Below are 14,108 nucleotides of genomic sequence, written 5' to 3'. Positions count from 1 at the left end.
AGAAAGATGAGATCGGCATGACCACTGCACCCGACGCACTCGGGCACCCCCCACATACGGGCGAACCGGCAGTCGCCCGCACGTATCCGAAGCCGGCGTTGTCGGCGCGCGAAATCGAGGTTCTCCGCCACTGGTTGCGCGGCGACTCCAAGCTCGCCGTCGCCGCCGACCTCCACATCGCGCTCGGAACGGTCAACACGCACCTGACCCGCATCCGCGAGAAGTACGCGCTGGTCGGACGTGACGCATCCACCAAGACGGCGCTGCTGGTGCGGGCCCTTCAGGACGGGATCATCACGATCGCCGAACTCTGACGGCCTACGCCCTGCGCAGGGCGTCCCGGTCGATCTCGGCCACCGACGTCAGGCCACTGAGCCCCATCGTGAGGTCGAACTCGGCGATCACGTTGGCCGTGGCGTCCCGCGCACCGGCCTGACCTGCGAGGGCCAGGCCGTACAGGTGGGGCCGGCCGAGCGTCACCGCGTCCGCACCGAGCGCGAGGGCCTTGAAGACGTCTGCTCCCGTGCGGATTCCGCTGTCGAGGAGCAGCGTCAGCCTGCCGTCCACGACGGGCGCGATGTCCACGAGCGCGTCCAGCGACGACACGCTGCCGTCCACCTGCCGCCCACCGTGATTCGACACGACGATGCCGTCCACGCCGGCATCGAGCGCGCGCCTGGCGTCGTCCGGGTGCAGCACGCCCTTGAGGAGGATCGGCAGCGACGTCCTGCTGCGGAGGGTCTCGATATCGGCCCAGCTCAGCGACGGCCGGGAGTAGATGTCGAGGAACGTCTCCACGGCGGCCCGCGGTTCCGGCGACCGCAGGTTGTCGAGGAAGCGGCCCGGGAAGCGCCGGGTCATCGACACCAGTGACCGGATCGCGCCGAGCGTCACCTCGACGTCCGCCTTGCCGGCGGCAGCCGTGATCCGCTCGTGCACGATCCGGCGGAACACCGGATCGGACGTGTACTGCGCGATCCCCTGGCCCTGCGCGAAGGGCAGCGAGCCGAGGTTGAGGTCTTCCGGGCGCCAGCCGAGCATGGTCGTGTCGAGGGTGACGACGACGGCTTCCGCACGAATGTTCTCGGCGCGCTGGAGCAGGCTGTCGACGAGATCGTCGTCGGTGCTCCAGTACAACTGGAACCACCGGGGCGCGTCGCCCATCGCCGCGGCGCTCTCCTCCATCGGTGCGCAGCCTTGATTGGAGAAGATGTACGGCACACCCAGTTCGGCGGCAGCGGCGGCGATCGCCACATCCGCCTCGGGGCTGGCCAGTTCGGCGGCACCCACCGGGGCGAGCAGGACCGGGGCCGGAATCCTGCGCCCGAACAATTCGACGCCGATGTCGCGCTTCGAGACGTCGCGCAGCACCCGGGGAACGATCTGCCACTTGTCGAACGCGTCGCGGTTGGCCTGCATCGTGCGACCCAGTCCCGCGCCGCCGTGGACGTACGCCCACCCCTTCGCGCTCATCTTCCTCCGCGCGCGTCGCTCCAGCGTGTCGAAATCGGTGGGAACGGAGGGTGTGCGGCCGAGGACGCCGTCGCGGTAGATCAGATTCTGGCGGGCCCGGCCCGGGCTGTCCTGGTTCTCGCTCGCAGACATGCGCCGAGTCTTCCACAGCGCGTCGCGAACCGACGGCAGGTCGTCGGGACGCGTAGGTTTGTGACCGGCACCACACCGTGCGCTGCCCCGACCATGCCCTAGGAGACCGCGATGCCCGACCGTCCGTCCCTCACCGGCGCTCCCTGCTGGATCGATCTCACCAGTTCCGACCCCCAACAGGTCATTCCGTTCTACACCGGGCTGTTCGGGTGGAGGTCCGACACCAACGAGGATCCGCAGTACGGCGGGTACTCCATCTTCAGCAAGAACGGCAAACCCATTGCGGGCCTTGGTCCGCAACAACAGGGCAACCCGTACGGCAACGTGTGGACCACCTACATCGCGTCCGAGGACGCGGAGGCCACCGCCGCGAAGGCGGCCGAGGCGGGCGGGCAGGTGATGATGCCCGCGATGACCGTGGGCGACCAGGGCACGATGGCCATCCTCGGCGATCCCGCCGGCGCCGTGATCGGCGTGTGGCAGGCCGATCGACACGGCGGCTTCGGTCTCGTGGACGAGCCCGGCGCGCCCGTCTGGCACGAAACGCTGTCGCGGAACTACGCGGCGGCGCTCTCCTTCTACGCGGACGTCTTCGGCTGGACCTATCGGACTCTCGGCGACACGGACGAATTCCGGTACTCGCGGGCCGACCTCGGCGACCGCACGGTGGCCGGAGTCATGGACGCCGACTCGTTCCTGCCCGAAGGCGTCCCCTCGTTCTGGCAGTTCTACATCGGCGTCGACGACACGGACGCGGCGGTCGCGAAGGTGACCGAATTGGGCGGCAGCGTTCGGCGCGAACCGGAGGACACACCGTTCGGGCGGCTCGCGTCCGTCGCCGACCCGCTCGGCGCCACGTTCCAGATCACGACGCTGCAGTCCTGATCCGGTGACGGTGGCGTGCAGACCGCGCCACCGTCACACCGGGCCGAACGGCGCCTGCGCCTCCTTGGCGTCCCAGATGTCGAGGAGCGAGCGGAGAATCTCCTCGGACATGCCCAGGCCCCCGAGATGGCTTTCCCCGTGCATCGTGTGGAACTCGGCGTCGGGAAGAAGCGACACCATGTGCTGCCCGTGCCGGAGCGGAATGATGTGGTCGCAGTCGCCGTGCCACCACCGCACCGGGGTCTTCACCGCATTCACCCGGAATCCCCAGTCCCGCGCGAACAGGACGAGGTCGGCGAACGGTGCACTGAGCTGCTTACGGCCGCCGTTGAGCAGATCGTCGAGGAACATCGCCTTGAACTCCGGCCGCGCGAGCAGACGGCGGTCGCCCTCCGGCGACAGCCGCCCGTACAGGTCGATGATCGGCGACGCGAACGGTCTCGCCAGCCTGATCACGGAACTCGCCGCCAACCCGACGGGGACACCGCCCGCCGACAGCACCGGAGCCGCCAGGACGGCGAGATCCATCAGCCCGCTGCGGATCGCGTCGGGACCCTTCGTCGGCGCGACACCCCCGAGGATGCCGGTCGCGACCACGCGGTCGGGCATCGCGTACGCCGCGGCCAGTGTGTAGGGGCCGCCTCCGGACAGGCCGACCACGGCCATCTGATCGATGCCCAGCGTGTCGGCGACCGTCCGCAGGTCTTCGGCGAAGTCGATCACGGCGCCGTACCGGTGCGGCGTCGACGACCCGACCCCCGGCCGGTCGATTCCGATCAGCCGGACGTGCTCGCGTTCGGCGAACGCGCGCGCTTCCATCGGCACCTGCCGCCGCGCTCCGGGCGTGCCGTGCAGCCAGAACACCGCCCTGCCCTGTGCCGAACCGAACTCCGCGAAGCCGAGCCGACGCCCCTCGCCTACCGCGACCGTGCCCTCCAACTGCGGGCGTGCGATATCCACCATGCCCACAGCTTCGCACGTGACACCCGTCACGTTTCCGCCCGGGACCCGCTCAGCGGTGTGCGGTGGACGTGAACTGGTAGGTCGCGGCATCGACGATCTGCTCGGGAGACACCTCGATCTCGCCGTTCAGCCACGCCGTCATGAGCTCCGCGAGCCCACCCACGAACAGCAGCGCGGTGATCTCGTCCTGCGGCGACGACCACGCCCGGTCGCCGTAGAGTTCCTTCGATTCCTCCGCGACCAGCAGGGCGAACGCCCGCAACAATTCACGCCGACGCGTCCGCAGCGGTTCGGCGCCCGCCGATTCGATGATCGACACCCGCCCTTTCCGCGGGTCCGCCGTCAGGATCTCGACGAACGTCGAGATCGCGGCCCGCGCCCGCACCTCGGGGTCGCCGGTCACGGTCTGGAGGGTGACCCGCGTCGCCTCCGCGATCTCCGCGGCAATGCCCTCGATCACCTGCACCAGCAGGTCGTCCCGGCTGTGGAAGCTCTCGTAGAAATAGCGTTCCGTCAGTTTCGCCTCGGCGCAGATCGCGGTCATGGTCGCCTTCTCGCCGCCGACGGTGCCGAACACCTGCAGTCCCGCCTCGAGCAGTCGCGCGCGACGGTCCGCGGCGCGTTCCTCCGAACTTCGACCGCGGTACTGGCGCGCCGGCTGACTCATGACTCGATGTTGACAGACCCGCAGGTGTGACGCACACTACACACATCTGACAGAGGGTCCTGTCACATATGCCACGAGGAGGGCCGATGCCCAAAGTTCTCGCTGCTCCCCCACCGCAAAGCACCTTGCAACCCATCTCGGGCAATGCCGGATTCCCCGTCATCGGACACTCGCTGGACTATTTCCGCGACCCGATGGGACTGCTGCAGAGTCGCTGGGATCGCTACGGCCCCGTGTCGTGGCTGAGCATGGCCGGCAAGCGGTGGGTCACCGTGCTCGGACCGGACGGCTGCCAGACGGTGCTGCAGAACAAGGACCGAGCCTTCGTCAACAGCGACGGGTGGAGCGTGCTGATCGGGCCGTTCTTCCACCGCGGGCTGATGCTCCTCGACGGCGACGAACACCTCGCCCACCGGCGAATCATGCAGCAGGCCTTCACCCGGGACCGGCTGTCGCGCTATACCGAGGCACTCCATCCGGCCGTCGAGGAGGGGCTCGACGGCTGGCAGCCCACCCCGGGCTTCGCCGCGTACCCCGCGCTCAAGGAGCTGACACTCGATCTCGCCACGAGCATCTTCATGGGCGGCGCCGAGGGGTCGACGCCCCGGGAGATGGCCGAGATCAACAAGGCGTTCATCGACAGCGTGCAGGCCGCCACGTCGGTGGTGCGGTATCCCCTGCCCGGAACGCGGTGGAAGCGCGGCATCGACGGGCGCGCACGACTCGAGGAGTTCTTCCGCCGCTACCTGCCCGCGCGGCGAGCGGGTGCCGGCGACGACCTGTTCTCCGCGCTGTGCCACATCGAATCCGAAGACGGGCAACGGTTCAGCGACGACGACGTCGTCAACCACATGATCTTCCTGCTGATGGCGGCGCACGACACATCCACCATCACGCTGTCGACGATGATGCAGTACCTCGGTCAGCACCCCGACTGGCAGGAGCGGTGCAGGCGGCAGTCGGCGGCACTGGGCACGTCCACCCCGACCTACGGTCAACTCGACGAACTGACCGACCTCGACCTCGTCATGAAGGAATGCCTGCGCCTCGTTCCGCCGGTCCCGGTGGTCGCCCGCCGCGCGGTCGCGGACACCGAGGTGCTCGGCCACTACATCCCCCGGGGCACGTACATGTCGGTGGTCGTGCACTTCACCCATCACATGCCCGAGTACTGGCCCGATCCGGAGAGGTTCGACCCCGAACGGTTCGCACCCGAACGCCGCGAGGACAAGGTTCACCGGTTCGCGTGGGAGCCGTTCGGCGGCGGCGTGCACAAATGCCTGGGGATGCACTTCGCGGGAGCCGAAATCAAGACGGTCATGCATCACCTGCTGCGGCGATTCGACTGGCAGGTGAGCCCCGGCTACGTCGCCCCGCTCAACTACACCTCGCTGCCCTTTCCCTCCGACGGCCAGCCCGTGGACCTGTACCACCGTGTCGGCTGAGCCGACTCTCGACATTGCGGGCTGAGCCGATATCCCAAGTGCAGCCTGAGCCGATCCACCATAGTGGAAGTCATGACCGTTACGGCGCCCCCGCTCGACGTCTATTCGCAGCCGACACTATCTGCCCTGATGCCGTCCGTCCTCGCCGCACTCGGCGTTGCCGGCGAACCCAACCGGCTGCACCTGCCGGACAGCAGGCACACCGTGGTGTTCTTGATCGACGGCCTCGGCTGGACATTGCTGCGTCGCCACCGCGACCACGCCCCGTTCCTCGACAGCCTGACCGGACGGCCGATCCGGGCGGGCTTCCCCACCACGACCGCCACCAGCATCGCGTCGTTCGGCACGGGGTTGCCGTCCGGCGGTCACGGCATCACCGGCTACCAGTCATACGTTCGTGAGGTCCGCGGCACGCTCAACTGGCTGTCGTGGCGCGCGGGCCACAAGGGCGATGAACTCACCCGCCTGGTGCCCGAGGTCGTCCAGCCCGCACCGACCGTGTTCGAACGCGCCGCGGCAGCGGGCATCACGTGCACGACCGTGGTTCCCGCGAAGTTCGACGGGTCCGGGCTCACCCGCGCCGTCCTCCGCGGCGGCACGTTCACAGGAATACACGCGTACGGTGACCTGATCGCGCACGTCGTCACCGCGGCCCGGGGAGGCGAACGGACCCTCACCTACTGCTACCTCAGCGAAATCGACACGCTCGGGCACATTTACGGACCGGGATCCGAATCCTGGCTACACCAGGTCGCGCTCGTCGACCGGCTCGTCGAGAAGCTCGCCGCGGGACTCGCCGCGGCACAACCCGACACCACGCTGTACGTCACCGCCGACCACGGCATGGTCACCGTCGACGACGCCGACAAGATCGACTTCGATGCCACTCCCGCCCTGTCGGACGACGTGGTGGCGCTCGCCGGCGAACCCCGGTGCAGGCACGTCCACACCCGAGCCGGAGCCGGGCACGACGTCGCCGCCCGGTGGCGGAACGAACTGGGACACCGCATGTGGATCGGCACGCGCGACGAGGCCGTCACCGCGGGACTGTTCGGGCCGGCCGTGCGATCCGAGGTCCAGGGCCGCATCGGCGACGTCGTCGCCATCGCCCAGGGCGGCGTCGCGGTGGTCCGGCGCAAGGCGGAGTCGAGGCTGTCCGCCCTCCCCGGGCAACACGGCGCCCTCACCGACGACGAGTTGCTGATTCCCCTGCTGCGGGGCGCCACCACGTAACCCGGGCCGATCACCGGCCCGTGGGGCCACTCCTGATAGAAATGACGAACAGCGTTGATTTCAGGAGTGATTCATGCCCCGCTCTGCGGTACCGAACACCGGCTCCATCATCACGACCATCCGCACCAAGTGGCCCTGGATCCTCGCCGGGCTGCTCGTCGTCGTACTCGTCACGATGCTCTCGCCCGACCCCGACGACACCCTCGCCGCCGGAACCGGACCGGTCGCGCCCTCGGAAGTCACTGACGCACAACAGATACAGATGGCGTTCGCCCAGCTGTCCACCCTCGAGGTGAAGGGCCGGGCACCCAAGACGGGATACGACCGGGAACTGTTCGGTGCCAGCTGGACCGACAACGTGTCGGTCGACCTCGGGCGCAACGGCTGCGACACCCGCAACGACATCCTGCGGCGCGACCTGGTCGACATCACCTCACGGGACCGCACCCGCAACTGCGTTGTGCAGTCGGGCACGTTGCGGGATCTTTACACGGGCACCATCATTGCGTTCACCCGGGGCACGAAGACGTCGGACGCCGTGCAGATCGATCACGTGGTGGCACTGTCGGACGCGTGGCAGAAGGGCGCTCAGCTCCTCGACGCGCAGACGCGGGCGAACCTTGCGAACGATCCGCGCAATCTGCAGGCGGTGGACGGGCCCACCAATCAGCGCAAGAGCGATGCCGACGCGTCGACGTGGCTGCCCCCGCTGGCGGCGTACCGCTGCACCTATGTGGCGCGGCAGGTGGAAGTGAAAGTGGCGTACCGGCTCTGGGTGACGCCGCCCGAGCGCGATGCGATGGCCGCGGTGCTCACCGGTTGCGGCGCCCGGTGATCACGCTCCGGGTGGGGTGAGCCGATTCTCCGAGCCCGTGTCGACCGACGGGGTCGTCGCGCCGGAATCCCAGTCGACGGAGTTGTTGGACCCGGTCAGTTCGAGGGAGTCGAGGGACACGGCGCGCACGAAATTGTCGTTGCCACTCACCGTCATCGCACCGGAGTCGTCCACGGTCACGGAGTTCCCGCTGCCGCTGACCGAGATCCGCCCCGCCTGCTTGCCGAGTACGGTGACGGCGTTGCCCTGCACGTCGATCGACTCGACGACGTCGATGGTGGCACTGTTGCTGCGTCCCGAGATGGTGAGCGTTCCGGTCTGCCCGCCGGCGACGTTGGTGTCCTGACCGTTCACGACGACCGCGTTCGACGTCGCGACGTTCGCCGAGACGCCGTTGGCCTCGATGGTGACGGTGCCGCACTCGCCGTCGAGGACGACCCCGGCACCGTCCCGGTTGACGATCACGTCGCGGCCCGCGCAGTCACCGCCCGAATTCAGTTCCACCGCAGAGCCGGACACCGTCGAGGTACTGCCGCCGCCAGTGCTCCCGCCGCCGCAGCCCGCGAGGGCCACGGCGCCGGACATCAGCACGGCGACGGCGATCGACTGCCGGGTGACGCTCATCGACCCCTGCTTTCCTGTCCCCTCCGGGGCCGGGTCAGTCCTTCGCGAGTACCGGCATCGTCACGACCTGGGCCGCGTAGGACAGCCCGGCACCGAAGGCGAGCAGCAGGGCGGTGTCGCCGGGCTTGGTGGCGCCGGACTGCAGCATCTCCTCCATGGCGAGCGGCACCGATGCCGCCGACGTGTTGCCGCTCTCGGCGATGTCGTCGGACACGGGCACGTTCTCGGGGAGCTTCATGCTGCGCGCGATCACCTCCGTGATCCTCGAGTTGGCCTGGTGCGGCACGAACGCGTCGAGGTCGTCGACCGACATGCCGGCCTTCTCGACCGCCCGCAGTGCCACCTTGCCCATCTCGAAGGCGGCCCAGCGGAACACCGCGGTACCCGCCATCTTGATGTACGGGCGCGTGGCACCCGGCGTCGTGATGTATTCGTACCAATCGAGATCCTGCACGATGGCGTCGGCCTGGGCGCCGTCCGAACCCCACTCCACCGGACCGATGCCCGCGACGTCGCTCTTGCCCACGACCACGGCGCCGGCGCCGTCACCGAAGATGAACCGCGTCGAGCGGTCGGTGGGGTCGGTGGTGATGCTCATCTTCTCGACGCCCACGACGAGGGCGTAGTCGACGGATCCCCCGCGAACCAGGTCCGACGCCACGGTCAGCGCGGTGCAGAAGCCCGCGCAGCCACCGCCGAGATCGAACGCTCCGGGCCCGTTGGTGCCCAGGGCGTCGGCCACCACCGCCGCGGCGGGCGGGGTCAGCAGGAGGTACGTCGACGTGGCGACGATGACGCAGCCGATCTGCTCGGGATCGATCCCGCTCGCTTCGATCGCCTTACGCCCGGCTTCGATGGACATCGTGACGACGTTCTCGTCCTCCGCCGCGAACCGCCGGTTGCGGATTCCCGAGCGCGACTGGATCCACTCGTCGTTCGAGTCGATCAGTTCACAGATCTCGTCGTTGGTGACGACCCGTTCGGGCCGGTACACGCCGAGCCCGAGAAGGGCGGACTGCCGACCTCCAGCCACGGTGGCAATCTGCTTTCCCATCGATCGATCTCCTCATCAGGTCCCGCGTGGTTACGCGCAGTGTGGACTTGTCGCCAGCACACGTTACGTCGGCGACCGCCCAGCGGGTAGCACCGGTTCCTGTTACTCGTCGGTAATATCAGTTCGGCAGGGCAGCCGATGAAACGAACACGGCGGTCAAACCGACACTTTCGTAAGAACAGACTTGTTAGACTTCTGGCGATTTCCAGCAGTTGATCACCGGTAGGGGGAGTGGTCTCTTCGGGCCACGCAGTGCCGCCTGCTGCTAGAGATGGAGTGTCCTTCGTGAAGCGAACCAAAGCTCTTGCAGCAGCGTCGCTCGTCGGCGCAGCCGTGACGTTGATCGCATTCGCCGGCCCGGCCGCCGCGAATCCCAACGCCATCAATCCGATCCCCGGACTCAACGGCACCAACGGGATTCCGAACCTCACCGGACGCACCCAGGCGGTCGCGCAGCAGACCGGCATGCTCAGTCCGAACCGCACCCAGGACGCCAACGTCCTCGGCACCGACCTCGGGATCATGTGGGACAACGGCCAGGGCCAGGTCCTCACGGCGTTCGGCGACTCCGCCGGGCTCGGACTGCCCAACCTGCTGTCGGGCAGCCTGTGGGCCTGGCGCAGCAGCACGCTGTTCCGCAGCTCGGACGGCATCCTCGCGGACGGGATGAACTTCGACAGCTCACCCCGCGACATCTTCGGCCAGTCCAAGGAGCTCGTCCCGAGCCCGAAGATCCCGTTCGTCGAGATCAGCCGCATCCCCACCGCCGGCGTCGCCGTCGGCAACACCCAGGTCCTCAGCATGATGTCTGTGAAGAACTGGGGACCGGCGGGAACGTGGGACACCAACTACTCCGGTCTCGTGTACTCACACGACAACGGTGAGAACTGGGCCGTCGCCCCCGAGACGCAGCGCCCGAACGTCGGCGGCAACGCCAACTTCCAGATGAGCGCGTTCGTCAAGGCCGACGGCTTCGTCTACCAATACGGCACGCCTGCCGGCCGCGGCGGACTCGTCCACATCGCGCGGGTCCCGGAACCCCAGATCATGGACCTCGGCGCGTACGAGTACTTCGACGGCGCCAAGTGGATCAAGGGCAATCCCGACGTCGCCAAGCCGATCATGCCGGGCGGAGTCGGCGAATTGTCCGTCGCGTACAACGAGTACCTCGGCCAATACCTCATGCTGACCACCGACCAGTACAACTCCGTCGTCATGCGCCGATCACCGTCGGTCACCGGACCGTGGGGCCCACCGGAGGTGCTCGTCGACACCCGGGAGCTGCCCACCGCGTACGGCGCCTACATCCACCCGTGGTCGTCGGGGCGCGACCTCTACTTCCTCACGACGGTGCACAACAACTACAACGTGCTCCTCATGCGGACCACACTCACTCCGTAGCCCGGGTACTAGCGTCGGGGCATGGATGCAGCTGCCTGGGACGAACGGTATTCACAGAGCGACCTGGTGTGGGGCGCGCCACCCAACGCCGTAGTGGTCGAGCGGGTCACCTCGCTCCCCCGCGGCCGCGCGCTCGACCTCGCGTGCGGGGAAGGCCGCAACGCGCACTGGCTCGCCACCCGCGGCTGGGAGGTGACGGGGCTCGACTACTCTGCCGTGGCCGTCGACAAGGCCCGCCGGGTGGCCGCCGAAGCACCCCGCTCGGTCCGCGAACGGCTCGACTACCGCGTCGCCGACGTCACCGATGCAGACCTCGGCGGCGAGTACGACCTCGTCCTCATGATCTACCTCCATCTCGCCCCCGAGGAGCGTCTGCAGGTTGTGAACCGCGCCATATCTGCGCTGAAACCTGATGGAATCCTCATGATTTTGGGGCATGACGCCGTTAACTTGTCACAGGGAGTCGGGGGTCCCCAAGACGCTGAAATTCTGTACACGCCAGATGATTTGGTGAACTCGTTCGGCGGGCGGCTCGTCGTCGAGGTCGCCGAACGGCGATTCCGCGAGACGGACGCCGGAACGGCAATCGACGCGCTCGTCGTCGCGCACCACCCGAGTCTTGGCAGTCAGGTAAATCGGGCGTAATATCGCTGATGTTACCGACGAGTAATAACTTGGGCGGTACTAACGGATAGACCGCACCATCTCACTGGGAGAGACAGAAGACATGGGCCATTACAAGAGCAACGTCCGCGACCTGGAGTTCAACCTCTTCGAGGTACTCGGTCTCGAGCAGCCGCTGAGTGAAGGCGTGTGGGGCGATCTCGACGCCGACACCGTCCGCAACATGCTCAGCGAAGTTGCCCGCCTCGCCGAGGGACCGCTCGGCGAGTCCTTCGCCGATGCCGACCGCAACCCTCCGGTCTTCGACCCCGAGAACCACACCGTCACCCTGCCGGAATCCTTCAAGAAGTCGTTCCGCGCACTGTGGGACGCCGAGTGGTACCGCATGGGACTTTCCGAGGAAATCGGCGGCGTCCCCGTCCCCCGGTCCGTCGTGTGGGCCATCGGTGAGCTGATCCTCGGCTCCCAGCCGGCCGCGCACATGTACCAGGCCGGACCCGCATTCGCGGACGTGCTGTTCCACAACGGCACCGAAGAGCAGAAGAAGTGGGCCGCCACCGTCGTCGAGCGCGGCTGGGGTGCCACGATGGTCCTCACCGAACCCGACGCCGGCTCCGACGTCGGCGCAGGCCGCACCAAGGCCATCAAGCAGGACGACGGCTCCTGGCACATCGAGGGCGTCAAGCGGTTCATCACCTCCGCCGACTCCGACGACCTGTTCGAGAACATCTTCCACCTGGTCCTGGCCCGCCCCGAGGGCGCAGGCCCCGGCACCAAGGGACTGTCGCTGTTCTTCGTCCCGAAGACGCACTTCAACTTCGAGACCAACGAATTGGGCGAGCGCAACGGCGTCTTCGTCACCAACGTCGAGCACAAGATGGGCCTGAAGGTCTCCGCCACGTGCGAGGTCACCTTCGGCGGCCACGGCATTCCCGCCCAGGGCTGGCTCGTCGGCGAGGTCCACAACGGCATCGCGCAGATGTTCGACGTCATCGAGCACGCCCGGATGATGGTCGGCACCAAGGCCATCGCCACCCTCTCCACCGGCTACCTCAACGCCCTCGACTACGCGAAGGAACGCGTCCAGGGCGCAGACCTCACGCAGATGACGGACAAGGCCGCGCCGCGCGTCACCATCACGCACCACCCCGACGTCCGTCGCGCCCTCGCCATGCAGAAGGCGTACGCGGAGGGCCTGCGCGCCGTGTACCTGTACACCGCGGCGCATCAGGACGAGGCCACCGCCAAGCTGGTGTCCGGTGCCGACAAGGACCTCGCGTTCCGCGTCAACGACCTGCTGCTCCCCATCGTCAAGGGCGTCGGCTCCGAGCGGGCCTACCAGTACCTGACGGAGAGCCTGCAGACCTTCGGTGGCTCCGGCTTCCTGCAGGACTACCCGATCGAGCAGTACATCCGCGACGCCAAGATCGACTCGCTGTACGAGGGCACCACTGCTATCCAGGCGCAGGACTTCTTCTTCCGCAAGATCGCCCGCGACCGCGGTGTGGCACTCGCCCACGTCGCAGGCGAGGTCAAGAAGTTCATCGACAGCGAGGCAGGCAACGGTCGCCTCAAGGCCGAGCGCGCCCTGCTCGCCACCGCCCTCGAGGACGTCCAGACCATGGCCGCCACCCTCACCGGGTACCTCATGGGTGCGCAGGAGCAGCCGTCCGAGCTGTACAAGGTCGGCCTCGGTTCGGTCCGCTTCCTGATGTCCGTCGGCGACCTGCTCATCGGCTGGCAGCTCCTGCGCCAGTCCGAGATCGCGATCAAGGCCCTCGACGAGGGTGCCTCCGACAAGGACAAGGCGTTCTACGAGGGCAAGGTCGCCATCGCGTCCTTCTTCGCGAAGAACGTCCTGCCGGAACTGACCGCCACCCGCAGCATCGTCGCCAACATCGACAACGACATCATGGAGCTCGACGAAGCAGCGTTCTGATCGGGTTCACACGGCCCGGCGGCCGGGGTACTTCCCTGGCCGCCGGGCCTTTTCGTGTCCCGACCGGCCGACCTCGGGCACTCTTTCCCGGTCGACGCACCCCTTTTCAGCCCCCACAGGCAGTGCGCGAGCCGAGAAAGAGTGCGGGAGTTGTCCACAAGCTCCAGTTCATCCACAGCAGGCTCCTTCGGACCGGATTCTTCCGGTGGCTCCGGCGAGAATCGTTCCCATGGAACATGACCCGGGGGCAATGCTACGACGCCAGGAGGCGTTGGGCCGCGGCTACAGCGACGACGAGATCCGACGCCTGTACACACGTGGCGAGTGGCGGCGCATCGGGCGCGGCGCGTACCTCTCCGCGTCGATGTACTCGGCGCTGAGTGAGGAGGAACGTCATCGCTTCCTGATCGACTCGACAGTTCACGCCGTGTCGGACGACGCGGTGCTCAGTCACCAATCCGCGGCCGTCGTGTACGGGCTGCCACTGTGGAAGACGCCCCTCGACCGCGTGCACCTCACCAGAAATCGACGCGGAGGTGGCCGGATCAAACGGCGGATCACGGTGCACTGCGCCCCGATCGGAGAGCACGTGACGGTGGTCGACGGGCACTCGCTGACTCTCCCTGCGCGGACCGTGATCGACCTCGCGAGAACTCTGCCGTTCGAGCAGGCCGTCGTGGTGGGAGACGCGGCCGTCCGCAAGATTCGACGTCAGCCGAGAGGACCTGGAGGCCGAACTCGCCCGCGCTGCGCGTCGTCACGGCGTCGATGCGGCACGGAGGGTCGTCCGGTTCCTGAGCGGGCACAGCGAAAGCGTCGGTGAATCGCGAAGC

14 protein-coding genes are annotated in these 14,108 nt (G+C 67.7%); 9 read left to right on the top strand and 5 right to left on the bottom strand.

Going from position 1 to position 14,108, the window contains the following annotated elements:
• The first annotated feature begins 17 nt into the window (after window positions 1-17).
• On the top strand, window positions 18-314 hold the full coding sequence (locus QM806_RS06560; protein WP_283290801.1) for a response regulator transcription factor: 297 nt from the start codon (window positions 18-20) through the stop codon (window positions 312-314).
• 4 nt (window positions 315-318) lie between these two features.
• On the opposite strand, the gene QM806_RS06555 is transcribed toward QM806_RS06560, so the two are convergent.
• The gene (locus tag QM806_RS06555; protein ID WP_283290799.1) at window positions 319-1,605 is read right to left on the bottom strand and encodes an alpha-hydroxy-acid oxidizing protein; all 1,287 of its coding nucleotides are present in this window, start codon (window positions 1,603-1,605) and stop codon (window positions 319-321) included.
• 111 nt (window positions 1,606-1,716) lie between these two features.
• Between QM806_RS06555 and QM806_RS06550 the strand changes: the two genes are divergently transcribed.
• Window positions 1,717-2,490, top strand: coding sequence for a VOC family protein (locus QM806_RS06550; protein WP_283290797.1), 774 nt, complete (start codon window positions 1,717-1,719; stop codon window positions 2,488-2,490).
• A gap of 33 nt (window positions 2,491-2,523) precedes the next feature.
• On the opposite strand, the gene QM806_RS06545 is transcribed toward QM806_RS06550, so the two are convergent.
• A complete protein-coding gene (locus QM806_RS06545; RefSeq protein ID WP_005258512.1) occupies window positions 2,524-3,453 on the bottom strand; it encodes an alpha/beta fold hydrolase in 930 nt (309 codons plus the stop codon).
• Between the two features lie 49 nt (window positions 3,454-3,502).
• The gene (locus QM806_RS06540; RefSeq protein ID WP_005574988.1) at window positions 3,503-4,120 is read right to left on the bottom strand and encodes a TetR/AcrR family transcriptional regulator; all 618 of its coding nucleotides are present in this window, start codon (window positions 4,118-4,120) and stop codon (window positions 3,503-3,505) included.
• A gap of 86 nt (window positions 4,121-4,206) precedes the next feature.
• On the opposite strand from QM806_RS06540, the gene QM806_RS06535 reads away from it, so the two are divergent.
• From QM806_RS06535 to QM806_RS06525, 3 genes are all read left to right on the top strand, one after another.
• Entirely contained in the window at window positions 4,207-5,565 is a 1,359-nt protein-coding gene (locus QM806_RS06535) for a cytochrome P450 (protein ID WP_005574990.1), read from the top strand.
• Between the two features lie 72 nt (window positions 5,566-5,637).
• Window positions 5,638-6,798, top strand: coding sequence for an alkaline phosphatase family protein (locus tag QM806_RS06530; protein ID WP_169692816.1), 1,161 nt, complete (start codon window positions 5,638-5,640; stop codon window positions 6,796-6,798).
• A gap of 73 nt (window positions 6,799-6,871) precedes the next feature.
• Window positions 6,872-7,633 carry an HNH endonuclease family protein gene (locus tag QM806_RS06525; protein ID WP_007299180.1) on the top strand — a complete coding sequence of 254 codons (762 nt, stop codon included), beginning with the start codon at window positions 6,872-6,874 and terminating at the stop codon, window positions 7,631-7,633.
• On the opposite strand, the gene QM806_RS06520 is transcribed toward QM806_RS06525, so the two are convergent.
• The gene (locus QM806_RS06520; protein ID WP_283290793.1) at window positions 7,634-8,257 is read right to left on the bottom strand and encodes a DUF3060 domain-containing protein; all 624 of its coding nucleotides are present in this window, start codon (window positions 8,255-8,257) and stop codon (window positions 7,634-7,636) included.
• Window positions 8,258-8,291: 34 nt separating this feature from the next.
• Entirely contained in the window at window positions 8,292-9,311 is a 1,020-nt protein-coding gene (locus QM806_RS06515; RefSeq protein WP_005574998.1) for a beta-ketoacyl-ACP synthase III, read from the bottom strand.
• A 285-nt stretch (window positions 9,312-9,596) separates the two neighbouring features.
• Here QM806_RS06515 and QM806_RS06510 point away from each other — a divergent pair, with 285 nt between their 5' ends.
• The 4 genes from QM806_RS06510 to QM806_RS41335 all read left to right on the top strand — a co-directional run bounded on the left by QM806_RS06510 (window position 9,597) and on the right by QM806_RS41335 (window position 14,098).
• The gene (locus tag QM806_RS06510; RefSeq protein WP_043794175.1) at window positions 9,597-10,712 is read left to right on the top strand and encodes a glycoside hydrolase family 183 protein; all 1,116 of its coding nucleotides are present in this window, start codon (window positions 9,597-9,599) and stop codon (window positions 10,710-10,712) included.
• A gap of 21 nt (window positions 10,713-10,733) precedes the next feature.
• Complete coding sequence (locus QM806_RS06505; protein ID WP_169692814.1) at window positions 10,734-11,357, top strand: class I SAM-dependent methyltransferase; 624 nt, start codon at window positions 10,734-10,736, stop codon at window positions 11,355-11,357.
• 82 nt (window positions 11,358-11,439) lie between these two features.
• On the top strand, window positions 11,440-13,275 hold the full coding sequence (locus QM806_RS06500; protein WP_005575004.1) for an acyl-CoA dehydrogenase: 1,836 nt from the start codon (window positions 11,440-11,442) through the stop codon (window positions 13,273-13,275).
• Window positions 13,276-13,504: 229 nt separating this feature from the next.
• Window positions 13,505-14,098, top strand: a complete 594-nt coding sequence (locus QM806_RS41335) for a hypothetical protein (protein ID WP_306671898.1) — start codon at window positions 13,505-13,507, stop codon at window positions 14,096-14,098.
• Window positions 14,099-14,108 lie beyond the last annotated feature (10 nt).

It is taken from the genome of Rhodococcus sp. IEGM 1351 (assembly GCF_030056875.1).
Taxonomy (GTDB): domain Bacteria; phylum Actinomycetota; class Actinomycetes; order Mycobacteriales; family Mycobacteriaceae; genus Rhodococcus_F; species Rhodococcus_F opacus.
This window is presented reverse-complemented; position numbering and strand designations above follow the sequence as displayed.

Coding starts and splice junctions, on each gene's coding strand:
- QM806_RS41335 (WP_306671898.1), top strand. CDS start 13,505: ATGGAACATGACCCGGGGGCAATGCTACGACGCCAGGAGGCGTTGGGC.
- QM806_RS06560 (WP_283290801.1), top strand. CDS start 18: ATGACCACTGCACCCGACGCACTCGGGCACCCCCCACATACGGGCGAA.
- QM806_RS06515 (WP_005574998.1), bottom strand. CDS start 9,311: ATGGGAAAGCAGATTGCCACCGTGGCTGGAGGTCGGCAGTCCGCCCTT.
- QM806_RS06550 (WP_283290797.1), top strand. CDS start 1,717: ATGCCCGACCGTCCGTCCCTCACCGGCGCTCCCTGCTGGATCGATCTC.
- QM806_RS06505 (WP_169692814.1), top strand. CDS start 10,734: ATGGATGCAGCTGCCTGGGACGAACGGTATTCACAGAGCGACCTGGTG.
- QM806_RS06530 (WP_169692816.1), top strand. CDS start 5,638: ATGACCGTTACGGCGCCCCCGCTCGACGTCTATTCGCAGCCGACACTA.
- QM806_RS06555 (WP_283290799.1), bottom strand. CDS start 1,605: ATGTCTGCGAGCGAGAACCAGGACAGCCCGGGCCGGGCCCGCCAGAAT.
- QM806_RS06525 (WP_007299180.1), top strand. CDS start 6,872: ATGCCCCGCTCTGCGGTACCGAACACCGGCTCCATCATCACGACCATC.
- QM806_RS06545 (WP_005258512.1), bottom strand. CDS start 3,453: ATGGTGGATATCGCACGCCCGCAGTTGGAGGGCACGGTCGCGGTAGGC.
- QM806_RS06535 (WP_005574990.1), top strand. CDS start 4,207: ATGCCCAAAGTTCTCGCTGCTCCCCCACCGCAAAGCACCTTGCAACCC.
- QM806_RS06520 (WP_283290793.1), bottom strand. CDS start 8,257: ATGAGCGTCACCCGGCAGTCGATCGCCGTCGCCGTGCTGATGTCCGGC.
- QM806_RS06540 (WP_005574988.1), bottom strand. CDS start 4,120: ATGAGTCAGCCGGCGCGCCAGTACCGCGGTCGAAGTTCGGAGGAACGC.
- QM806_RS06500 (WP_005575004.1), top strand. CDS start 11,440: ATGGGCCATTACAAGAGCAACGTCCGCGACCTGGAGTTCAACCTCTTC.